Source organism: Cupriavidus sp. 05N40 (assembly GCF_056397305.1).
The window spans coordinates 1-21,201 of record NZ_JBFTND010000029.1 but is presented as its reverse complement, the minus strand read 5'-3'; the positions used below and the strand labels follow the sequence as shown (position 1 = coordinate 21,201).

At 68.5% G+C, this 21,201-nt stretch carries 24 protein-coding genes; 13 read left to right on the top strand and 11 right to left on the bottom strand.

Annotated features, from left to right (window positions below; genetic code table 11):
- Positions 1-3: 3 nt before the first annotated feature.
- The 3 genes from AC1DO7_RS09200 to AC1DO7_RS09190 all read left to right on the top strand — a co-directional run bounded on the left by AC1DO7_RS09200 (position 4) and on the right by AC1DO7_RS09190 (position 2,726).
- Positions 4-1,548 carry a chloride channel protein gene (locus tag AC1DO7_RS09200; protein WP_441618114.1) on the top strand — a complete coding sequence of 515 codons (1,545 nt, stop codon included), beginning with the start codon at positions 4-6 and terminating at the stop codon, positions 1,546-1,548.
- A 127-nt stretch (positions 1,549-1,675) separates the two neighbouring features.
- Positions 1,676-2,011, top strand: a complete 336-nt coding sequence (locus AC1DO7_RS09195) for a hypothetical protein (RefSeq protein ID WP_441618116.1) — start codon at positions 1,676-1,678, stop codon at positions 2,009-2,011.
- A 61-nt stretch (positions 2,012-2,072) separates the two neighbouring features.
- Positions 2,073-2,726: a hypothetical protein gene (locus tag AC1DO7_RS09190; RefSeq protein ID WP_441618118.1), complete on the top strand. Its 654-nt coding sequence runs from the start codon at positions 2,073-2,075 to the stop codon at positions 2,724-2,726.
- A gap of 18 nt (positions 2,727-2,744) precedes the next feature.
- Here AC1DO7_RS09190 and dapB read toward each other — a convergent pair whose 3' ends face one another.
- On the bottom strand, positions 2,745-3,554 hold the full coding sequence (gene dapB / locus AC1DO7_RS09185) for a 4-hydroxy-tetrahydrodipicolinate reductase (protein ID WP_441618120.1): 810 nt from the start codon (positions 3,552-3,554) through the stop codon (positions 2,745-2,747).
- Positions 3,555-3,621: 67 nt separating this feature from the next.
- Complete coding sequence (locus AC1DO7_RS09180) at positions 3,622-4,071, bottom strand: Lrp/AsnC family transcriptional regulator (protein WP_441618122.1); 450 nt, start codon at positions 4,069-4,071, stop codon at positions 3,622-3,624.
- Between the two features lie 218 nt (positions 4,072-4,289).
- Here AC1DO7_RS09180 and AC1DO7_RS09175 point away from each other — a divergent pair, with 218 nt between their 5' ends.
- The 3 genes from AC1DO7_RS09175 (at position 4,290) to AC1DO7_RS09165 (ending at position 7,415) form a co-directional block, all read left to right on the top strand.
- Positions 4,290-5,483 (top strand): saccharopine dehydrogenase family protein, encoded by a 1,194-nt coding sequence (locus tag AC1DO7_RS09175; RefSeq protein ID WP_477116019.1) that lies wholly within the window; start codon positions 4,290-4,292, stop codon positions 5,481-5,483.
- Positions 5,480-7,000, top strand: a complete 1,521-nt coding sequence (gene amaB / locus AC1DO7_RS09170) for an L-piperidine-6-carboxylate dehydrogenase (protein ID WP_441618126.1) — start codon at positions 5,480-5,482, stop codon at positions 6,998-7,000. The genes AC1DO7_RS09175 and amaB overlap by 4 nt, the downstream gene beginning before the upstream one ends.
- Before the next feature lie 202 nt (positions 7,001-7,202).
- The gene (locus AC1DO7_RS09165) at positions 7,203-7,415 is read left to right on the top strand and encodes a hypothetical protein (protein WP_441618128.1); all 213 of its coding nucleotides are present in this window, start codon (positions 7,203-7,205) and stop codon (positions 7,413-7,415) included.
- 29 nt (positions 7,416-7,444) lie between these two features.
- On the opposite strand, the gene AC1DO7_RS09160 is transcribed toward AC1DO7_RS09165, so the two are convergent.
- The 6 genes from AC1DO7_RS09160 to hemA all read right to left on the bottom strand — a co-directional run bounded on the left by AC1DO7_RS09160 (position 7,445) and on the right by hemA (position 12,693).
- Positions 7,445-8,080, bottom strand: a complete 636-nt coding sequence (locus AC1DO7_RS09160) for a UbiX family flavin prenyltransferase (RefSeq protein WP_441618130.1) — start codon at positions 8,078-8,080, stop codon at positions 7,445-7,447.
- Between the two features lie 7 nt (positions 8,081-8,087).
- Positions 8,088-8,399, bottom strand: a complete 312-nt coding sequence (gene grxD / locus AC1DO7_RS09155; RefSeq protein WP_441618132.1) for a Grx4 family monothiol glutaredoxin — start codon at positions 8,397-8,399, stop codon at positions 8,088-8,090.
- 117 nt (positions 8,400-8,516) lie between these two features.
- On the bottom strand, positions 8,517-9,422 hold the full coding sequence (gene prmC / locus AC1DO7_RS09150) for a peptide chain release factor N(5)-glutamine methyltransferase (RefSeq protein ID WP_441618134.1): 906 nt from the start codon (positions 9,420-9,422) through the stop codon (positions 8,517-8,519).
- A 147-nt stretch (positions 9,423-9,569) separates the two neighbouring features.
- Positions 9,570-9,896: a hypothetical protein gene (locus AC1DO7_RS09145; RefSeq protein WP_441618136.1), complete on the bottom strand. Its 327-nt coding sequence runs from the start codon at positions 9,894-9,896 to the stop codon at positions 9,570-9,572.
- 256 nt (positions 9,897-10,152) lie between these two features.
- The gene (gene prfA, locus AC1DO7_RS09140; RefSeq protein WP_477116018.1) at positions 10,153-11,235 is read right to left on the bottom strand and encodes a peptide chain release factor 1; all 1,083 of its coding nucleotides are present in this window, start codon (positions 11,233-11,235) and stop codon (positions 10,153-10,155) included.
- A 153-nt stretch (positions 11,236-11,388) separates the two neighbouring features.
- Positions 11,389-12,693: a glutamyl-tRNA reductase gene (gene hemA / locus AC1DO7_RS09135; protein ID WP_441618182.1), complete on the bottom strand. Its 1,305-nt coding sequence runs from the start codon at positions 12,691-12,693 to the stop codon at positions 11,389-11,391.
- A gap of 284 nt (positions 12,694-12,977) precedes the next feature.
- On the opposite strand from hemA, the gene AC1DO7_RS09130 reads away from it, so the two are divergent.
- Positions 12,978-13,214, top strand: coding sequence for a hypothetical protein (locus AC1DO7_RS09130; RefSeq protein ID WP_441618140.1), 237 nt, complete (start codon positions 12,978-12,980; stop codon positions 13,212-13,214).
- 75 nt (positions 13,215-13,289) lie between these two features.
- Here AC1DO7_RS09130 and AC1DO7_RS09125 read toward each other — a convergent pair whose 3' ends face one another.
- Entirely contained in the window at positions 13,290-14,075 is a 786-nt protein-coding gene (locus AC1DO7_RS09125) for a 5'-methylthioadenosine/adenosylhomocysteine nucleosidase (RefSeq protein ID WP_441618142.1), read from the bottom strand.
- Between the two features lie 170 nt (positions 14,076-14,245).
- Between AC1DO7_RS09125 and AC1DO7_RS09120 the strand changes: the two genes are divergently transcribed.
- From AC1DO7_RS09120 to AC1DO7_RS09110, 3 genes are read left to right on the top strand one after another with little or no spacing between them, the layout of a single operon-like run.
- Positions 14,246-15,277, top strand: coding sequence for a DUF2157 domain-containing protein (locus AC1DO7_RS09120; protein WP_441618144.1), 1,032 nt, complete (start codon positions 14,246-14,248; stop codon positions 15,275-15,277).
- Positions 15,274-16,392 (top strand): DUF4401 domain-containing protein, encoded by a 1,119-nt coding sequence (locus AC1DO7_RS09115; protein WP_477116017.1) that lies wholly within the window; start codon positions 15,274-15,276, stop codon positions 16,390-16,392. The genes AC1DO7_RS09120 and AC1DO7_RS09115 overlap by 4 nt, the downstream gene beginning before the upstream one ends.
- Positions 16,389-16,892 (top strand): GDYXXLXY domain-containing protein, encoded by a 504-nt coding sequence (locus AC1DO7_RS09110; RefSeq protein WP_441618148.1) that lies wholly within the window; start codon positions 16,389-16,391, stop codon positions 16,890-16,892. Before AC1DO7_RS09115 ends, AC1DO7_RS09110 begins: the two co-directional genes overlap by 4 nt.
- Here the strand turns inward: AC1DO7_RS09110 and mctP are convergent.
- Positions 16,887-18,368: a monocarboxylate uptake permease MctP gene (gene mctP, locus AC1DO7_RS09105; protein WP_441618150.1), complete on the bottom strand. Its 1,482-nt coding sequence runs from the start codon at positions 18,366-18,368 to the stop codon at positions 16,887-16,889. The two genes, AC1DO7_RS09110 and mctP, sit on opposite strands and share 6 nt — an antisense overlap.
- Positions 18,365-18,562 (bottom strand): DUF3311 domain-containing protein, encoded by a 198-nt coding sequence (locus AC1DO7_RS09100; protein ID WP_441618151.1) that lies wholly within the window; start codon positions 18,560-18,562, stop codon positions 18,365-18,367. Before AC1DO7_RS09100 ends, mctP begins: the two co-directional genes overlap by 4 nt.
- 426 nt (positions 18,563-18,988) lie before the next feature.
- Here AC1DO7_RS09100 and AC1DO7_RS09095 point away from each other — a divergent pair, with 426 nt between their 5' ends.
- Genes AC1DO7_RS09095 through AC1DO7_RS09085 form a run of 3 tightly spaced genes read left to right on the top strand, consistent with a single transcriptional unit; the run spans position 18,989 to position 20,724 of the window.
- Positions 18,989-19,651: a CsgG/HfaB family protein gene (locus AC1DO7_RS09095; RefSeq protein ID WP_441618184.1), complete on the top strand. Its 663-nt coding sequence runs from the start codon at positions 18,989-18,991 to the stop codon at positions 19,649-19,651.
- Positions 19,652-19,684: 33 nt separating this feature from the next.
- Positions 19,685-20,071, top strand: a complete 387-nt coding sequence (locus tag AC1DO7_RS09090) for a DUF4810 domain-containing protein (protein WP_441618153.1) — start codon at positions 19,685-19,687, stop codon at positions 20,069-20,071.
- A complete protein-coding gene (locus AC1DO7_RS09085; RefSeq protein ID WP_441618155.1) occupies positions 20,068-20,724 on the top strand; it encodes a DUF799 domain-containing protein in 657 nt (218 codons plus the stop codon). Before AC1DO7_RS09090 ends, AC1DO7_RS09085 begins: the two co-directional genes overlap by 4 nt.
- Positions 20,725-21,201: the final 477 nt, after the last annotated feature.

Below are 21,201 nucleotides of genomic sequence, written 5' to 3'. Positions count from 1 at the left end.
TTCATGAAAGACGCCGCGCCAGACCAGAGTCCCGAAGCAGATCTGCCGCCTTCCCGGCCTGATTCCGGTCCGGGCCCGGACCCGGGCGGGCCGCAGGACGTCGTGCGCGAAGCCCGGGCCGAAGCCCGGGCGGAGGCGCACGCCAATGCGGCGCACGACCGCCTGCGTGCGCTGCGCCGCCGCGCCCGCCTTGCCGCCGGCCGCAAGTCGCGCCAGATGTGGCGCATCTCCCGCACCACCCTGCGCTATGCCGTATTCATGTGCGGCGCCGGCTGCGTGGCGCTGTTCTCCCTGGTCTTTGCCTGGGTCGCCGAGCTGGCGCTGGGCTGGAACCACAAGCTCACCGGGGCCACGCCCTGGCTGGCCTTCGTGCTGCTGCCGTTCGGGCTGGCCGCGCTGCGCTGGCTGACGCTGCGCCTGGCGCCGCAGGCGCGCGGCAGCGGCATCCCCCAGGTCATCGCGTCTTTCTCGCTGCCGCCGTCCGGGCCGGCGCAGACGCTGCTGGTGTCGTTCCGCCAGGCGATGTGGAAGGTGCTGCTGACCACCGGCGGCCTGCTGGCCGGCGCCTCGATCGGCCGCGAAGGGCCGTCGGTGCAGGTGGGCGCGGCGGCCATGCTGAGCTGGGGGCGCTGGTGCCAGGAACGGCTGCGCTTTCGCATCGGCTTCCATCCCAACGCGCTGATTGCCGCGGGTGCCGCAGGCGGGCTGGCGGCCGCCTTCAATACGCCGCTGGCCGGCGTGGTGTTCGCCATCGAGGAGCTCGGGCGCGGTACCGCCGTGCGCTGGGACCGGCTGGTGCTCTCGGGCGTGCTGACCGCCGGTTTCCTCTCGCTGGCGCTGCTGGGCAACAACCCGTATTTCGCGGTCAAGACACCGATCCTCGCCCTGCACAACGCCTGGGGGCCGGTGCTGCTGTGCGCGCTGGTCAATGGCGTGCTTGGCGGCGTGTTCGCCAAGGCGCTGACCGGCGGCGTGCAAGGGCTGCTGCCGGGCAAGCTGCGCATGTGGCCGGGCGAGCACCCGGTGCTGGTGGCCTTCCTGTGCGGGCTGGTGGCCGCGGCGATCGGCTGGTCCACCGGCGGCGCCACCTTCGGCACCGGCTACGAGCAGGCCAACGGACTGATCAACGGGGATGTGCCGCCCACGCTCTGGTTCGGCCTGGCCAAGCTGGTGGCGACCGTGGTGTCTTACTTCGCCGGCATCCCGGGCGGCATCTTCACCCCTTGCCTGGCGATCGGCGCGGGCATCGGCGCCGGGCTCGAGCAGGTGGTGGCCTACCTCGCCATTCCGCTGGCCGAGCCGCGCGTGCTGGCGCTGGTGTCGATGGCCGCCTTCCTGGCCGGCGCCACCCAGGCCCCCATCACCGCCAGCGTGATCGTGATGGAGATGACGCGTTCGCAGGATCTCACGGTGTTCCTGCTGGCGGCAGCGCTATTGGCCTCCTTCGTGGCCCGCCAGTTCTGTCCGAATCCGTTCTACCACCATGTGGCCCATGCATTCCGGCGCGAGGCGCTGGACGCCACGCGCAAAGTGGCCCAGACCACATAAGGCGCGTTCGGGACATGGTGCGCGGTGCCGCTTTGTCTTACCATTGGCGGCGCCCGGGCCATGGTCCGGTGCTGTGCCCCGGCGGCACACGATGATCCGCGCCGGCACCACAAACCGGGGAGCACAGATGGCCACGCAACGACCGCACGGCAGTAGCGGCACCCAACCGTCAACCGGCGCCCGGCGTCCGGCCGGCGCGCAGGGCCCGCGGCCGCACATGTCGCACAAGGCGGCCAGGCCGCCCGGCCGGGAGAGCACCGCCGTGCGCGATCTTGGCCCGGACACCGTCTGGCATACGCGCGGCCTGCACGGCCATACCCGCTTGCGCACGACGACCGCGCGCACGGCCCGCTCGCCGCAGCGGCAACTGCCGCCCAGCCGCGTGCCGCGCCTGCTGTTGTGGACCCTGCTGGTGCTGCTGCTGGCCGTGCTGGCCAACGCGGTGCTCCGTATGACGCATTAGCCCCTGGCGGAACCACGCGCGCGGGGGGCGCTCCAATCCGCAGCTTTTCTCAGGAGTCTGGATGAAATACCCCCTCGCCGGGCTGGCCGCCGCCAGCCTGCTGCTGCTGTCGCCGCTGGCCGGCGCCGCGGCCAAGGACAGCGCCGACGCGCTGGCGCCAATGCTGGATACCCTGGAAATCGGCAGCCCGCTGCCCACGCTTCCCGATTGCGCCGACAAGCGCACGCCGGACGGCCGGGACGTGACCGCGCTGTGCGTGGAAGTGCGCGGCGACGGCACGATGCGCCAGGTCGGCGTACCGCGCGACAAGCGCCCCGCCTTCATGGACGGCCCGCACGTGGTCGCCTTCGTCGACCGCAGCGCCCTGGTGGGCCTGATCGTGCCGACCGACGGCGTGCGCTCCGAGCAGGCCGTGGTGCAGAGCCTGACCGCGCGCTACGGCAAGCCCTTCCGCTCTGAAGCGGTGGAGCTCAAGGACAAGGCCGGCAAGCCCGTCAAGACCATTCACGCCGGCTGGACCAAGCGTCCGCTGACGGTGGAGCTGTACGCCATACCCGAAGACCCGAACACCGGCACGGTGGAACTGCTGCTGCCGCAGGCACGCGCGCTGATGGCCAGCCAGGACGCGGCCATGGCGCAGCAGCTCAATCCGCAGGCCGCCTCCGCGCCGAAGGCGGCGCCTGCAGGAAAACCGGTGGAAAAGAAGGGCTGGTAGCCGGCAGGGGACGGGGCCTCAAAGCCCCTCCATCACCTTGTCCAGCCCACGGACCAGGCCTTGCAGCCCGCTGACCTTGCGGATCGCCAGCAGCGCGCCGGTGACGTAGGGCCTGGACCCGTCGCCAGCCTCGTGCTTGAGGTGAAGGCGCTGGCCGTCGGCGCCGAAGATCACCTCCACGCCGAGCTGGTAGCCAGGCAGGCGCACCGCGTGCACCTGGCTGCCGGACATGGTCGCGCCGCGCGTTTCCCTGGGGCCCTTTACCTGGTCGACCGGTACCGTTTGCGCGGCCTGGCGGACCTGGCCCAGGCGATAGGCCAGCTCGCGCACCGTGCCGGAGGGCACGTCGACCTTGCCGGCCTTGGCATAGTCGATGATTTCCCAGTGCTCCAGGTGGCGCGCGGCCATCTCGGCGAACTTCTGCAGCAGCACCACCGTGATGGCGAAATTGCCGCAGGCSAGCACGCCGCGGCCGGCCTGGCGCGCGGCGGCGTCGATCTCCTCGTAGTCCTGGTCGGACAAGCCCGAGGTGCCAACCACCACATGCGCGCCCTTGGCCAGCGCCTGCAGGATGTTGCGCTTGGCCACGTCGGGCTTGGTGTACTCCACATACACGTCGAAGCTGCCGGCGGCCAGCTCGTCGATGCTGGCCACTGCCAGGCCGGGCGTGCCCTTGTGCGCCGTCAGCTCGGCCAGGGTCTGGCCGGCCGCGCCGCGCGACAGCCCGGCCACCAGCGTCATGTCGTCCGCATGCGCCACGCCACGCGCCAGTTCGCCGCCGGCCCAGCCGGTCACGCCGCCCACGGCGACTCGGATGCGATTGCTCATCGTGCTGTTCTCCTCTGGTTGTTGGTCTGCGTGCCGGGCAGTTCAGGCCTTTGCAGGGCCTTTGCCGTCAGCCCGCCGCGCGGCGCCGGTCGATCTTGCGCGCCAGCACGATCGACGTGGTGGTGTGGTTGACGCCGTCGAGCGCGCCGATCTCGTCGAGCAGCTTGTCCAGCCGGGCGTGGGTGTCGCAGCGGATCACCGCCATGTAGTCCACCGGCCCGCTCACGGAATTCAGCTCCTCGATCTCGGGAAAGCGCTGCAGCGCCTTCACCACCGCAGGCGCGGTCTTGGGCATGACCGACAGGCCGCAGAAGGCCAGGATGGCATTGTCCTCCATCTGCTGGCCGAGCCGCACGCCGTAGCCCGCGATCACGCCGTCGCGCTCGAGCCGTGCGATGCGCGCCACCACGGTGGTGCGGGCGATGCCCAGCTTGCGCGCCAGGTTGGCGGCGTTCTCGCGCGCGTTGGCCTGCAGCAGCGAGAGCAGATGGCGGTCGGTCTGGTCGAGTTCGGTCATGGCGCGCGGTGGCCTCGCGGTGGACTAGGTCTGGTCTAGGTCTGGCGTTGATGCCGTTTCGACTGCCGGCGTTGTCGATTCGCTCGATTATGCGGTGTTTTCGTCATTCTTGTCCCTTCATTCCGACCGTGCCCGCAACCATACTTCAGCCATGGGCTTATGCCGACGAACGACCGACGAACGACCGACGAACGAACAACTGCCACCCAGGGGACATCATGACCAGACCCATTCCACCCGGCCGTGCCGCCGTCGCAACGTATGCCGCCGGCGCTGTCCGGCAGGTTCCGCTGCGCGTGGTGGTGCTAGGCGCGGGCAAGATCGGCCGCACCATCGCCGTCATGCTCCATGACAGCGGCGATTACCGCGTCACCCTGGTCGACCGCGAGCCTGCGCAACTCGACGACTTGCCGCAAGGCATTGTCGTGCGCCAGGGCGCGCCGGACCGCGCCGAGGATTGCGCGGCCCTGTTGCAAGGCGCCGACGCGGTGCTCAACGCGCTGCCATTCCACGCCGCGCTCGGCGTGGCCACGGTGGCAGCCAGCCTGGGCGTGCACTACTTCGACCTGACCGAAGACGTGGCCGCCACGCATGCCATCCGCGGCCTGGCGGCCGGCGCGCGCTCGGTGCTGATGCCGCAGTGCGGGCTGGCGCCGGGCTTTATCGGCGTGGTCGGCAACGACCTGGCGCAACGCTTCCTGAAGGACGGCGGCGAACTGCTCGAACTCAAGATGCGGGTCGGCGCGCTGCCGCGCTATCCCAGCAACGCGCTCAAGTACAACCTGACCTGGAGCACGGAAGGGCTGATCAACGAATACTGCAATCCGTGCGAGGCCATCGTCGACGGGCGCCGGGTGGAAGTGCCGGCGCTGGAGGGGCTGGAGAGCTTTGCGCTGGACGGCATCGAGTACGAGGCCTTCAATACTTCCGGCGGGCTGGGCACCTTGCCCGAGACCCTGGCGGGCCGCGCGCGCGACGTGGACTACAAGTCGATCCGCTATCCGGGCCACTGCGCGGTGATGAAGCTGCTGCTCAACGACCTGCGCCTGCGCGAGCGGCGCGACTGGATGCGCGAGATCTTCGACAGCRCGATTCCCGCCACGCAGCAGGATGTGGTGATCGTGTTCGCCAACGCCACCGGCCATGCCGCCGGCAGCCAGGGCGCGCGCGGCCGCCTGATGCAGGCCTCGTTCTCGGCGCGCATCGGCGGGGCCGACACCGACGCCGGCCATGTCAACGCGATCCAGCTCACCACCGCCGCGGGCATTTGCACCGCGCTGGACCTGGTGGCCGGCGGCGCGCTGCCGCAGGCGGGCTTCGTGCCGCAGGAGGCGATGTCGCTGGACGCTTTCCTCGCCAACCGTTTCGGCAGACACTACACGCGTCATCCGCTACAGGAGGCAATGGCATGAAGACCAGGGAATTCGCGGCCTGCTGGCAGGCCCTCGGTTTGTCCGCGCCGTGGCGCGAGGGTGAAGGACCCGCGGGTGCGCTGCCGGTGCGCTCGCCCATCGACGGAGAAGCCTTCGGCCACCTGCCCGCCTGCAGCGCGGCCGAGGCCGACGCGCGCATCGAGCGCGCGCGCGCGGCGCAGGCCAGCTGGGCCCTGGTGCCGGCGCCGGTACGTGGCGAGGTGGTGCGCCGCTTTGGCGAGGTCCTGCGCGAGCACAAGAAGCATCTCGGCCAGCTGGTCGCGCTCGAGTCCGGCAAGATCCTGCAGGAGGGGATGGGCGAGGTGCAGGAGATGATCGACATCTGCGATTTCGCGGTCGGCCTGTCGCGCCAGCTACACGGCCTGACCATCGCCTCGGAACGGCCGCAGCATGCCATGCGCGAGACCTGGCATCCCTATGGCTTGTGCGGCGTGATCTCTGCCTTCAATTTCCCGGTTGCGGTGTGGGCCTGGAACGCGGCGCTGGCACTGGTGTGCGGCAATGGCGTGGTGTGGAAGCCGTCGGAGAAGACGCCGCTGAGCGCGCTGGCCGTGCAGGGGCTGCTGGATGGCGTGCTGGAGATCGCCGCGCCGCATCACGCCGGCATCGCCACCGTGCTGGCGGGTGCGCAGGCGCTGGGGCAGCACCTGGTCGGCCATGCCGATGTGCGGCTGATCAGCGCCACGGGGTCCACGCGCATGGGCCGCGAGGTCGGCATCGCCTGCGCCGGGCAGTTCAAGCGCGCCATCCTGGAGCTGGGCGGCAACAATGCGGCGATCATCGCGCCTTCGGCCAATATCGAACTGGCCGTGCGCGCCATCACGTTCTCTGCCGCCGGCACGGCCGGGCAGCGCTGTACCACGCTGCGGCGCGCCTTCGTCCACGCCGATCTGTTCGACGCCGTGACCACGCGGCTGATGCAAGTCTTCAACAACCTGCCGGTGGGCGATCCGCTCGCCGAGTCGACACTGGTAGGCCCGCTGATCGACGGTGCCGCCGGCGCCGCCATGGCCGGCGCGCTGCTGCGCTGCCGCCAGCATGGCAATGTCGTGCACGGCGGCGAACGCGTGCTGGCGGAGCGCTACCCGAATGCCGAGTACGTGCGTCCGGCGCTGGTGCTGACCGACCGCCAGCATGAGACCATGCTGACCGAGACCTTCGCGCCGATTCTCTATGTGATGCCCTACAAGACGCTGGAGGAGGCCATCGCGCTGAACAACGCCGCGGCGCATGGCCTGTCGTCTTGCATCTTCACCGAATCGCTGCGCGAAGCGGAACGCTTCCTGTCCGCCTCGGGCAGCGATTGCGGGATCGCCAACGTGAATATCGGCACCAGCGGGGCGGAGATCGGCGGCGCGTTCGGCGGCGAAAAAGCAACCGGCGGCGGACGCGAGTCGGGATCCGATGCGTGGAAGGGGTATATGCGGCGGGCCACCAACACCATCAACTATGGGGATGCGTTGCCGCTGGCGCAGGGCATTCGTTTCGAGGTCTGAGCTTTGTCTTCGAATCGGGTCCGGACCGGGGCCGCGGCCGCTTGCCCGGCCCCGTCCCATTCCCCACATACCGACACCAACCCGTTTCCATTCGTAACAACGGTTACAGCACATTGACCCTGTATTACCAAACAGCCCCGTATAACGTTCTTAAGGGCAGGCAACAACCTGCCCGCAAAGGACAATGAAAATGAAAACGTGGATGATTGGGATCGCAGTGGCGGGTGCCGCCATGCTCGGCGGGTGCGCAGTCTATCCGGCCTATCCGGCTTACGGCTATGGCGGCGGCGAAGTGGCCGTGGCGCCGGCGCCGGTGTACGCGGCGCCGTCGGTCGTGGTGTCGCCGGGCTATTACGGCGGGTACTACGGCTATCGCGGCTACTACGGTGGCCGCCGCTACCGCTACTGGCATTGAGGCCAGCGGGCCCCGGCCCGCGCGGGGCCTCAGGCCTGGCCGTTGAGGCCGCCCCAGCTTGGTGCCAGGGTTTGCGGGATGTCGATCAGGTCCAGCACGCGCCCGACGGTGTGGTCCACCAGCTGGGCCACGCTCTGGGGCTTCTGGTAGAAGCCGGGCACGGGCGGGAAGATGATRCCGCCCATCTCTGTGACGGCGGTCATATTACGCAGGTGGGCGAGGTTCAGCGGCGTTTCGCGCACCATCAGCACCAGCTTGCGGCGCTCCTTGAGCGTGACATCGGCGGCGCGGGTGATGAGATTGTCGGACAGGCCGTGCGCCACGGCTGCCAGCGTGCGCATGGAGCAGGGCGCGACCACCATGGCATGCGCGGCGAAGGAGCCGCTGGCGATGGTGGCGCCGATGTCGCGCACGTTGTGCACGACGTGGGCGAAGGCTTCGACTTCGGCCTTGCCCATGTCCAGTTCGTGCTGCAGGTTCATCACGCCCGCGGCCGAGATCAGCAGGTGGGTCTCCACGCCGGGCACGGCGCGCAGCGTCTGCACCAGCCGCACTCCGTAGACCGCGCCGGTGGCGCCGGTGATGGCGACGATCAGGCGCCGCGGCTTGCCGCCCCCCGGGCTACCCGGACCACCGGGGCCACCTGCATCACCCGCTGCGGACATCTCGCGCTCAGGCCTTGAGCAGCGATTGCAGTTCGCCGTTCTGGTACATCTCCATCATGATGTCCGAGCCGCCGACGAATTCGCCGTTGACGTACAGCTGGGGAATGGTCGGCCAGCTGGCGTATTCCTTGATGCCCTGGCGGATGCCGTCGTCTTCCAGCACGTTGACCGTGGTGGGCGCGTCCACGCCGCAGGCCTTCAGGATCTGGATGGCGCGGCCGGAGAAGCCGCACATCGGGAACTGGGCGGTGCCCTTCATGAACAGCACTACCGGGCTGCCCTTGACGATCTGGTCGATCCGTTGTTGCACGTCACTCATGATGTCTCTTTCGGTTGAGCGGGGCCGGTCCACGCCGGACGCCGCAATCGGGAAATCGGCAGGCATGCGAGGTGCACGCCATCAAGGAATGGATTTTACCGGAATCGGCCGTTGCCTTCAGGCGACGCCACCGGACGCGGGCTGCAGCCGCGCGCCGCTGCAGCGCTCGTGGCCGGCGAGGTCGCGCGCGGTGAAGATGTCGCCCAGGCCGGCCGCCGCCAGCAGGCTGCGGGCCGCCTCGCCCTGGTCGTAGCCATGTTCCATCAGCAGCCAGCCGCCCGCATGCAGCCGACCGGCGGCGCCGCTGACGATGGCGGCAAGGTCGGACAGGCCGTCGCCGTGGTCCGTCAGCGCATCGGCCGGTTCGAAGCGCAGGTCGCCCTGGGTCAGGTGCGGATCGCCCGCGGGGATATAAGGCGGGTTGCTGACAATCAAGTCGAAGCGCAGTCCGGCCGGCAGCGCGGCGTACCAGTCCGAGGCCAGGAAGCGCGCATTGGCCGCGCCGAGCGCGCGCGCGTTGTCTTGCGCCACCTGCAATGCGCCTGCCGAGACATCCGTGGCCCAGACTTCGGCGTCGGGTCGCTCGCAGGCCAGTGTGACTGCGATGGCACCCGAACCCGTGCCCATGTCGAGCAGGCGCGGCGCGCGCAGCGGTGCCAGCAGCCGCAACGCGGTTTCCACCGCGATCTCGGTGTCGGGCCGCGGAATCAGCACATCCGGCGTCACGCGGAACATGCGCCCGAAGAACTCGCGCTCGCCGAGCAGGTAGGCCACCGGCTCGCCGGCGAGCCGGCGCGTCAGCAGGCCGGCAAAGCTGTCGCGGTCGGACGGCGCCAGCGTGTCGCCGTCGCGCGTGATCAGTTGCGTGCGCGTCAGCCCGGTCACGTGCGTCAGCAGCATCCTCGCCTCCAGCGCCGGCAGGCCGGCTGCGGTGGCTAGCGCCAGGGCCTGGTGCACCGTGACGGCTGCGGGCAGGACGGCGGGCGGGACGGCGGGCGGGACTAGCGGGGAGGGGCTGGACATGGACGCAGGCTGGCTAGCGGAAATATGCCGGGGATAAAAGCGAAAACCCCGCCGGCATGCGCCTGGGCGGGGTTTGCAGTGTAACGCGCTTGTCCGCGCTGCGGGAGCGGGCGGTTTTCCCGCCCCGCCGCCGGCAGCGGCATGGCATTACTTGTTGACGGCGTCCTTGGCCTTGTCGGCGCCGGCGTTGACAGCGTCCTTGGAGGCTTCCTTGGCGCGCTGCATTGCGTTGCCGGCATCTACCTTGGCCTTTTCAGCGGCGGCGGAGACATCGGCGGCAGCGCCGCTGGCAGCGGCCTTGGCGGCGTCGGCGGCATTGCCGGCTGCGGCTGCGGCATCGCTGGCGGCGGCCTTGGCGGATTCGGCCGCGTTTTGCATGGCGCTGTCGGCGCTAGGCGTCGCGGGGGCTTCTTCCTTCTTGCTGCAGGCAGCCAGGGCAGCGGTGATCATCAACAGCGCGAGCATTTTTTTCATGATTTTGTCCTTTTGTCCGGTAGGAGGGTCGACACGCCGTCCTTTGCGCGGCGGCTCAGTCGAAATGGATTATAGACAGCGAAAAATGTCACGCTAGTGCTGTTGCAAGCATTTACAACAGATACAAAGGTTTTCCTCGGCCCGCTCGATTTATGCCGTGCGGTATGAGTTTGATTCCGGCGGGCCGGTTTATTACCCCTCGCCGCTGTAATCCCGCCCCGCGATAATGCCGCTCCCTCGCTGCCGATTTACGCCATTAATGGTCTTCGCCGAGCRCCGCCAATTGATCGGCCTGGTGTTCCGCGGCCAGCGCGGACAGCAGTTCTTCCAGGTCGCCGTCCATGATCATTTCGATCTTGTAGAGCGTCAGGTTGATGCGGTGGTCCGTCACCCGGCCCTGCGGGAAGTTGTACGTGCGGATGCGGTCGCTGCGGTCGCCGGTGCCGATCAGGTTGCGCCGGGTGCTGGCTTCCTTGGCCTGCGCGGCGCGCAGTTGCGCGTCCATCAGCCGTGCGGCCAGCACCTTCATGGCCTTGTCCTTGTTGCGGTGCTGGCTGCGGTCGTCCTGGCATTCCACCACGATGCCGGTGGGGATGTGGGTCAGGCGCACGGCCGAATCGGTCTTGTTCACGTGCTGGCCGCCCGCGCCGGACGCGCGGAAGGTATCGACGCGCAGGTCGGCCGGATTGATCTGGACTTCGGCCACTTCGTCGGCCTCGGGCATCACTGCCACCGTGCACGCCGACGTGTGGATGCGTCCCTGGGCCTCGGTGGCCGGCACGCGCTGCACGCGGTGGCCGCCGGACTCGAACTTCAGGCGCGAGAAGGCCGCGTCGCCCGCGATGCGGATGATCACTTCCTTGTAGCCGCCCAGGTCGGAGGGCGATTCGCTCATGACTTCCACCTGCCAGCGCTGGCGCTCGGCATAGCGCGTGTACATGCGCAGCAGGTTGGCGGCGAACAGCGCGCTTTCCTCGCCGCCCGCGCCGGCGCGGATTTCCAGCAGCAGGTTGCGGTCGTCGTTGGGGTCCTTGGGCAGCAGCAGCTTCTGCAGGCTGATTTCCAGCGCCGCCAGGCGCGCGCGCGCGGCATCGATCTCGTCGGCGGCGAAATCCTTCATCTCGGGATCGTCCAGCAGCGCCTGCGCGGTGGCCAGGTCGTCCTGCGCCTGGCGGTACTGCCCGTATTGCTCGGCCACCGGCGACAGCTCCGCATGCTCGCGCGTGAGCTTGCGGTATTGGTCCATCTTGGCGGTGGCGTCTTCGCGCCCGAGCAGGGCGTTGACTTCGTCGATTCGCTCGGCCAGTTGGTCGAGCTTGGCTAGCATGCTGGCTTTCATGGGTATCCGGGCAGGGTCGCGATGATGCGGGGTCGCAGCTGGGTTGAGGCGGATGCCGGCTAGGGCGGCGTCGGGATTGCATGCCCGGACCAGAAGCCACGGCAGGCAAGGCTGGCAGTGCGCAGGACGCGCACCGCCGGACGAAGAGCGCTGCTAGCGCTCGGAGTGGCTGCTGTGGCGGAACAGGCCCGGCACCAGGCGCAGCAGGGTTTCGCGGTCGTCGCCCTGGGTATGGTTGAGTGCGTGGGTAGGACCGTGCAGGAACTTGCGGGTGAGCGCGCCGGACAGTGCCTCGAGCACCGCTTCTGGGTCGTCGCCGCGCGCCAGCATGCGGCGCGCGCGTTCCAGCTCGGCCTGGCGCATGGCCTCGCCTTGCGCCTGCAGGTCGCGGATGACCGGTACCACGCTGCGGGTCTCGAGCCAGTGCATGAAGTTCTGCACGCGGCTTTCGATGATGGCTTCGGCCTGGGCCACGGCGGCCTGGCGCATGGCGTTGCCCTCGCGCACGATGGCGCCAAGGTCGTCCACGGTGTACAGGAACACGTCGTCCAGGCGCGCGACTTCGGGTTCCACGTCGCGCGGCACGGCCAGGTCCACCATCATGATGGGGCGGTGGCGGCGCAGCTTGACCGCGCGTTCCACCGCGCCCAGACCGATGATGGGCAGCGAGCTGGCGGTGCAGGACACCACGATGTCGAATTCATGCAGGCGCGCGCCCAGGTCCGACAGGCGGATCGCCTCGGTGGTCAGGCCCTGTCCGGCCAGTTGCTCGGCCAGCCGCTCGCCGCGTTCCACGGTGCGATTGGCCACCACGATCTGGCGCGGCGTCTGCGCGGCAAAGTGCGTGGCGCACAGCTCGATCATCTCGCCCGCGCCGATGAACAGCACGCGCTGGGTCGAAACGCTTTCGAAGATCCGCTGGGCCAGGCGCACCGCGGCGGCGGCCATCGACACCGAATGCGCGCCGATCTCGGTCTGGCCGCGCACTTCCTTGGCCACCGCGAAGGTGCGCTGGAACAGCTGGTTCAGGTAGGTGCCAAGCGCGCCCGCCTCGCCGGCGGTACGCACCGCGTCCTTCAGCTGCCCGAGGATCTGCGTCTCGCCCAGCACCATCGAATCCAGCCCGCTGGCCACGCGAAAGGCATGGCGCACGGCTTCGGACTGCGGCAGGGCGTAGAGGTGGGGCGCCAGTTCGCCGGCCGGCACGTTGTGGTGCTGGGCCAGCCAGCGCAGCGTGTGATCGAAGCCTTCGTCGCCGTTGACCAGGATGTCGGTGGCGCAGTAGATCTCGGTGCGATTGCAGGTGGAGAGGATCGCGGCCTCGGTGCCGGACCGGCCCGCCAGGTGGGTGCGCAAGGCGCCCAGCGCCGGCTTGATCTGCTCAAGCGGAAACGCCACCCGTTCGCGCAGCGAGACGGGCGCCGTAGTGTGATTGATACCGATCGCAAGCAGTTGCATGGTGGAGGGCATGTCTTTTGGCGCGGGCCCCGCGGGGTGCCATGCTCCAGGCTGGCTGCCGCGCGGGCTTCAAAAGGCAAATCCGCGGCGTGGTTTCCACGAGGCGGATTCCGGCGCATTGCGCCGCCGAACCGGGCTACATTATAACGCCCGGCGCGAAAATTGCCGGCGAAGCGAGGGCCCGGGGCCGTCCCCGGACAGGTTTACCGTATCCTCGGGACCACGCGCGGCCGGCGCTTGTGCCGGGAAGACCGCGCGACTGTCGAGATCATCGGGGAAAAGTGATGCTGGGGACGCTGGTTGTGGGCGTGTTGGTCGGTCTGGCGGCGCGGTCGCTGCATCCCTCGGGGCGGGTCGGTTTGCTGGCCGCCGTGGTGTTCGGGGCACTCGGCGCGCTCGCTGCCTTCTACGGCGGCCGCGCCATGCACTGGTTCGCCGACGGCCAGATGGCCGGCTGGTTTGCCGGCATTCTGGGCGCGGGCGTACTGGTCGGAATCCGGGGGATGTTCAGGGCGCGGTGAGCGAGATTCCCGCGGCGGGATTTTCCGGCTTGCCGGACCCGCGGCTCCACTAATCCCGGCGCCTTATCTGCCTTCCTAATCTCGCTTATTCCCCTTTTCCCGGTTCTTCAGGAACCTGCCCAAAACCCCTTCCGAATAATGACTGGCCACGTTGGTCAGAAACGCGGAAAAATCCACGTGCGCGGTATCGTCCGCCCGGTCCGACACGGTCCGCATCACCGCATGGCGCACGCCATATTCGTGGCAGACCTGCGCCACTGCGGCGCCTTCCATTTCCACCGCCAGCACGCCCGGCAGGCGCTCGCGCAATTCAGCCGCGGCGGCGGGCGAGCCGATGAACTGGTCGCCGCTGGCGATCATGCCGACATGCAGCGATGGCGCGCTGACGCCGAAGCGGGCGAGCACGTCCGCGGGGATGGTCCTGGGCAGGTCTTCGCGCAGATAGCCTTCCACGGCTGCGCGCAACTCGGCGGTCAGCGCCGCGTCGGCCGGGAATTCCGCCTGGTCGAGCAGCGGCACCTCGTGCCGGCCGAAGAAGGGGCGGGCATCCAGGTCATGCTGCAGCGTGCGGTCTGCCACCACCACGTCGCCGACGCGTGTGTGCGCCCCGATGCCGCCGGCCAGGCCGGTGAAGACGATCTCGTCCACGCCAAACTCGCGCACCAGCGTCACCGTGGTGGCCGCGGCCGCCACCTTGCCCATGCGGGCCAGCACCAGCACGCAGCGCTGGCCGTGCAGTTGGCCGACGTGATAATCGCGCATGCCGATGCGCTGCACGGTGGCGCGGGCGTCGTCGTGGCGCATGGCGGCCACCAGGGCGTCGACTTCGTCGTGGATGGCGGCGAGGATACCGAGGGTCATGTCTGGAGCGCGCCGGGCGGGGCGGATGCGGAAAAACGCACAGCATACCGGCCCGCAGGACCGTCGCAAAGCAGCACAGAGGATGCGCACGAAAGCTGCGCAGGCGCCCCCGCCTTTGCTACAGTGCACTGGCGTATCCATCACACGGAACACCCATGCAGCCATCCTCGATGCAAAGCATGCAAGACCGGCGCGCCATGCGCCAGGCGCTGGCGCACTGGCGCGAGCAAGGCGCGATCGCTGCCGACGGCGTGGCCGCGGCCTGGTCGCACGCCGAGCCGGATGCGGCGGCCTGGCGGCACTGGCTCGACCGCGCCTTGCTGGCGCTGGGCGCGGCGCTGCTCTGTGCCGGCGTCATCGTCTTCTTCGCCTTCAACTGGCAGGACCTGCACAAATTCGCCCGCTTCGGCCTGCTGGCCGGCGCGCTGACCTTGCTGGCGGCATTCGCCTTCTTGCGGCCGCCGGGCGATATGGCGGGCCGCGCCGCGCTGTGCGGCGCGCAAGTGGTGGCTGGCGTGCTGCTGGCGGTGATCGGGCAGGTCTACCAGACCGGCGCCGACGCCTGGCAACTGTTTGCGCTGTGGGCGCTGCTGGCGGTGCCGTGGGCGCTGGCCGCGCGCGCTGCGCCGCACTGGTGGCTGGTGATCGTGCTGGCCAACGTGGCGTTGCTGCGCTACTGCAGCGTGCGGCTGGGCGCGGGCGGGATGTTCGAACTGCTGATCGGCATGCAGGGCGGGCGCGGCACGCCCCTGTTCCTGCTTGGCGCCACGCTGGCACAACTGGCGCTGTGGTTCGTGCTGTGCGCGGCATGGCCCGCGCAGGGCTTCCGCGGGTTGGCCGGCGCGCGCATCCTGGCCGCGCTGGCTTGTGCTTACGCCGGCTGGCTGGGACTCGGCAGCATCTTGCATGACCATGTCGATGCCGCCGCGTTCGGCCTTGCCCTGCTGGCGCCGGCCGTGCTGCTGGCCTGGTTCCGGCTGCGCGCCTTCGATGTGGTGGCGCTCAGCATGGCCAGCTTCACCTTGATCGTGGTGGTGGTGGCCGCCGTCGCGCGGTTGCTGCTGGATGTCAGCCATGGCGGATTCGGCGCCTTCCTGCTGCTGGGGCTGCTGATCATCGGCCTGGCCGCCGTGGCCGCAACCTGGCTGTTGCGCGCCTGGCGCCAGCATGACGGCGCCAGCGCCGAAGGAGAGCCGGCATGAGCGACGAACGGCAAGTCGTCACGGTCCTGTGGCGAGACCTCGCAGCGCGCGGGCTGGCGCATGGGCAGCCCGCGCAGGACCCGGCCCGCACGCCCTGGGCGGTGCGGCTGCTGATGGGCCTGGCCGGCTGGCTGGGCGCGGTCTTCTTCCTCGCTTTCCTGCTCGGCTCGGTCTTCGTGGCCGCGCGCGACAACGGCGCGGCGATGGCGCTGTGCGGCGCCGCCATGATTGCGCTGGCCGCCGTGCTGTATGCGCGCCGCAGCGGAACCGCGCTGGAACAGTTCGCGCTGGCGGTCAGCCTCAGCGGGCAAGGGCTGCTGGTGTTCGGCGCGAGCCAGGCGTACGGCGGCAGCCGCCTGCTGGAGACGCCTGCCTTCTGGGCGGCGCTGGCAATGCTCGAAGCCGTGCTGTACGCCGTGATGCCCAACCGGCTGCATCGTTGCCTGGCCGCGCTGGGTGCATGGACCGGCGTTGCCCTGGCACTGCACCTTGGCATGACGCCGGGTCTGCGCCACTTTTGGCAGTCGATGGCGCTTTCGCTCGGCTGGCTGGCGCCGCTTGCGCTGGCCCTGTTGACCGGCTTCGTGTGGGCCGAGGGACGGCTCAGCGCGGCGGGCCGGCAGGGCTGGCTCGAACCGGCAGCCGATGCCACCCTGCTGTTTGCGCTGAGCGCGGCGCTGGTGGTGACAGGCCTGGGCCTGCCCTATGCGTTCTTGTTCGATGACGGCGCGGCGCACCAGGCAGGTCCGTACTGGACGGCCGGCGCGCTGTGCGGCGTGGTGCTCGTCGCCTTGGTGCTTGCCGAGAGCGGCCGCCTGCGCCTGCGCCCTCCGGTACGCGCGATCGCCGTGRCGGGCGCGGCGCTCCTCGCCGCCTTGCTGGCCGGTGCCCCGGCAGTCCTGGCCGCCGTGCTGGCGCTGGGCCTGGCGCTGCGCCGCGGCTCGCTGCCCTGGCTTGGCCTGGCCGTGGCCACGCTCGCCGCCGGCTTTATCTGGTACTACAGCGCACTGCACTGGACGCTGCTGGCCAAGTCCGCCACGCTGGTCGCCGCCGGTGTCGCCGTCCTGGCATTGCGCACGGGACTGCGGCGCGGCATCGCAAGGAGCCAGGCATGAAACGCTGGATATTGCTCGCATGGGTGCTCGCGCTCGGGGTGGCGGCAGCCGCCATCGGTACCAAGGAACACCTGCTCGCGCGCGGCGATACGCTCTACCTGCGCCTGGCGCCGGTCGATCCGCGCTCGCTGATGCAGGGCGACTACATGGCGCTCAACTTCGCCATCGCCGATGCCATCCGCGCGGCGCGCGAGCGGCAGGGCCTGCCCGCCGAGCGCGAGCAGGTCGCGGTAGTTCGCCGCGATGCGCACGGCGAGGCCAGCCTGGTGCGCCTGCACACCGCCGGCGCGCCGCTCGCCGCGGGCGAGCAACTGCTGCGCTTCCAGACCGTGCCGTCGCGCTGGGGTGGCGTGCAGGTGCAGGTCTCGACGGACGCTTACTTCTTCCAGGAAGGGCACGGTGCGCGCTTCGGGAAAGCACGCTACGGCGAGTTCCGCGTGGGGCCGCAAGGCCAGGCCCTGCTGGTGGGCCTGCGCGACGAGAACCTGCAGCCGCTATAGCTCGGCGCTACGCTGGCCGGGCGTCACCGCCGACACCGCGAACGTGACCACGATGTTGGCCACCAGTGCGATCAGGCCGATATAGAGCGGATACGTGGCGCTGCCCAGGTGGATGGCGAACACCGGCTTGAGGCCCTGCGACATGGCCAGCGACGTGCCCAGCACGATGCCCACGGCCCAGCCGGCCAGCAGCCCCCACGTGTTCATCCGCTGCGTGTAGAGCGTGAACACGATCGCGGGGAAGATCTGCAGGATCCAGACGCCGCCGAGCAGTTGCAGGTCGATGGCGTACTGCGTGGGCAGGAACACGATGAACAGCAGCGCGCCGAATTTCACCACGAGCGAGACGATCTTCGCCGTCGAGGCCTCCGCGGAAGACGACATGTCCGGCGAGACCATCGGGCGCCACAGGTTGCGCGTGAACAGGTTCGCCGCGCCGATCGACATGATGGCCGCGGGCACCAGCGCGCTGATCGCGATGGCCGCCGCCGCGAAGCCGACGAACCACGCCGGGAACAGCTTGCCGAACAGCGTGGGCACCACGTCCGACGGCGAGCTCACGTGCACGCCGGCCGCGATCGCCATGTAGCCAAGCAGCGCGATCAGTCCCAGCAGCAGCGTGTAGGCCGGCAGCAGGATGGCGTTCTTGCGCACGGTGGCGGCCGACGACGACGACAGCACCGCCGTCATCGTGTGCGGGTACATGAAGGCAGCCAGCGCCGAGCCCAGCGCCAGAGACGCGTACGCCGTGTACTGCGACGGCTGGAGGATGATGCCCGTGACCCCGCCCTTGGCCTGGAAGAACTGGTCCGCCGCCTCGAACACGTGACCGTAGCCGCCGAGTCTGGACGGGATCAGCCACACCGCCGCGATCACCACGATATAGATCATGATGTCCTTCACGAAGGCGATCATCGCCGGCGCGCGCAGCCCGCTCGTGTACGTGTAGAGCGCCAGGATCACGAACGCCACGATCAGCGGCGCCTCGCCCGTCACGCCCAGCCCCTTGATCACCACCTGCATGCCCACGAGCTGCAGCGCGATATACGGCATCGTCGCCACGATGCCGGTGAGCGCCACCGCGGCCGGCAGCAGCTTGCCGCCGTACTCCGCATACACGAAGTCCGCCGCGGTGATGTGGTTGTGCGCATGCGCGATCTGCCACAGCCTGGGCATCACCGCGAACACGAACGGGTAGACGATGATCGTGTAAGGCAGCGCGAAGAAGCCGTACGCGCCCACCGAATACACCAGCGCCGGCACCGCGATCACCGTGTAGGCCGTATAGAAATCGCCGCCCACGAGGAACCACGTGATCAGCGTGCCGAACTGCCGCCCGCCGAGCCCCCACTCGTGCAACTGCGTCAGGTCCCCGCGCTTCCAGCGCGCCGCGAAGAACCCGACCACCGTGACCAGCACGAAGAACGCGACGAAGACCGTCATCGCCACCGGATCGACAGGCGGGACCTCGTTCATTTCACGCACCGGTAGACGATGTAGATCAGCAGCGAGGTGAGCGGCACCCAAAGGAACTGGTACCAGTAGAAGAACGGAAAGCCCGCGAACGAAGGCTGCGTATCGTTGTAGAACGGCAGCCACAGCAGGGCGATATAGGGGAGCAGCAGGATGAGCCAGAGCCACGAATGGCTGGACTGGTTTGCAGGTTCCACGAGTATTTTCTCTCGGTTGGTCCGTTGCATAAGACTGCTCTTACGACACGTCGCGGCGTGTCGCGTCGTTGCTACAAAACGCATCCATGCGAGCAGGCCATCATCGGTATCGTCTTCAAGACATGGGCGCCACGCTGCACGCCGGCCGCGAGCCCGGTGCATCGCAGCCCGGCCCGCTTGCGCCTTGATGGCTGCTTCAGTCTAGGCGATCGACGCAGAGATTTCACCGCAGCTTGCAGAGAGCCGCGCGGCCGCAGGCGCTGCGCGTTGCCCTTGTACACCCAACCGTCGAAGGGTGAGTACTTGCTTGTCGATTGCCGTTACCCTTTTCGGGTGACTGGATTTCCGCACCCGGCCCGCAAAGCGGAAATCCCTTGTTTCAAGGGGCAATCGATAGGAGAAGTCTTAGTGAAAAAAGCGAATGCAATGCATCTGCTCGGGGCGGCGGCCCTGCTGGCTCTGCTCGGTGGCTGCGCCACGGAAACATCGACCGCGCTCCCCGTGGCGAAGGTGGAAAGCGCCAGCCGCCCATACGCCGGCGTGCGCACCCCGATCGCCGTGGGCAAGTTCGACAACCGCTCCAGCTACATGCGCGGCGTGTTCTCGGACGGCATCGACCGCCTCGGCGGCCAGGCCAAGACCGTGCTGATCACGCACCTGCAGCAGACCAGCCGCTTCAACGTGCTCGACCGCGACAACATGGAAGAGATCAGGCGCGAGGCAGCCATCAAAAGCCAGGCGCAGCGCCTGAAGGGCGCCGACTACGTGATCACGGGCGACGTGACCGAATTCGGCCGCAAGGAAGTCGGCGACCAGCAACTGTTCGGCATCCTCGGTCGCGGCAAGTCGCAGGTGGCCTACGCCAAGGTCGCACTGAACGTGGTCAACATCACCACCTCGGAAGTCGTGTTCTCCAGCCAGGGCGCCGGCGAGTACGCGCTGTCCAGCCGCGAAATCATCGGCTTCGGCGGCACGCAGAGCTACGACTCCACGCTCAACGGCAAGGTGCTCGACCTCGCCATGCGCGAAGCGGTCACCAACCTGATCACCGGCATCGAAAGCGGCGCGTGGAAGCCCGGCAATCCGTAAAGCCGGTCTGATTGTCGAAGAGGAGAAGAAGCAGTGAAAGAAGTCAAAAAGCCAAAGCAGTATCGGCCGTGGCGCCTGGTGGCGCTGGCCTTGACGGGAAGCGTTCTGCTGGCCGGATGCGCGTCGCCCAAGACCCTGTACCAATGGGAAAGCTACCAGCCCCAGGTCTACCAATACTTCAAGGGCGAGCCCAAGCAGGCACAGATCGAAGCGCTCGAGCGCGACATGCAGAAGATCGTGGCCGCCGGCGCCACGCCGCCGCCGGGCTATCACGCACACCTGGGCCTGCTGTACGCCGACATCGGCAAAGACGATCAGATGGTGCAGGAATTCCAGACCGAGAAGACCCTGTTCCCCGAGTCGGCCACCTATGTCGACTTCCTGATGAAGAACGTCAAGCGGGGTGAAGAAAAGAAATGAAGCCCATGTTCAAACGCCTTTTTGCCGCCACGGCGGTCACCGTGCTGGCCGCCGGCTGCGCCGCGCCGCGACAGAACGTCGACTACGCCGCGTTCAAGGCCAGCCGCCCGCGCTCCATCGTGGTCCTGCCGCCGCTGAACGAATCGCCCGAAGTGAAGGCGACCTACAGCATGCTGTCCCAGGTCACCTACCCGCTGGCAGAGTCCGGCTACTACGTGCTGCCCGTGACGCTGGTGGACGAAACCTTCAAGCAGAACGGCCTCACCACTCCCGGCGACATCCACCAGGTCGCACCGGCCAAGCTGCGCGAGATCTTTGGTGCCGACGCCGCGCTCTACGTCACGGTATCGAAGTACGGCACCTCGTACGTGGTCATCAACAGCATCACGGTCGTCACCGCGAGCGCCAAGCTGGTCGACTTGAAGACCGGCGCCACGCTGTGGAGCGGCAGCGCGTCGGCGACGGATGATCAGGGCAACAGCGGCGGCGGGCTGATCGGCGCGCTGGTGGCCGCGGCGGTCAAGCAGGTGCTCAACAGCGTCACCGAAGCCGGGCACAAGGTAGCCGGCGTGACAAGCACGCGACTGCTGTCGGCCGGGCATCCGGGGAGCATTCTGTTCGGACCTCGGTCGCCCCGGTATGCGACGGATTGAGGTTTGCGATTGGGTTTGAGCGGTTGGGTCGAGAGGCCGCTTGAACTTTGGAGCCCCGCGGGTTGATGGACCCGCGGGGCTTTTTGTTGGTGTGCTGTCGGTGCTTGTCGCCGCGGTTCTAGAGCTTGACCTGCTCGAACTGTCCCTTGCCCGAGAAATTGAAGGGAACCTTGAAGGCTGTACCGCCTTTGATGCCTTCGGACTGCTCGATGACCCGTGGCCACCACCGCACGAGATTGTATTCGCTACACCATGCACGCTAGTGGCGAGGTTGTGCTGTCGCGAGCCGGCGCATCGAGCAAGGACGATCCGGTGCTCACACTTCCTGGCTCGCGATATCACCCATTACCCTGAGAGCTTGCAGAATTGGTTATGGCTGAGGCGTATCTGGCGGAACAATGCCATCGGCGGCCGGTGGGTTACCGATGTAACGACCACATGCGGGATACGTAGTCGTTCCGTCGGGATGGTCTACGT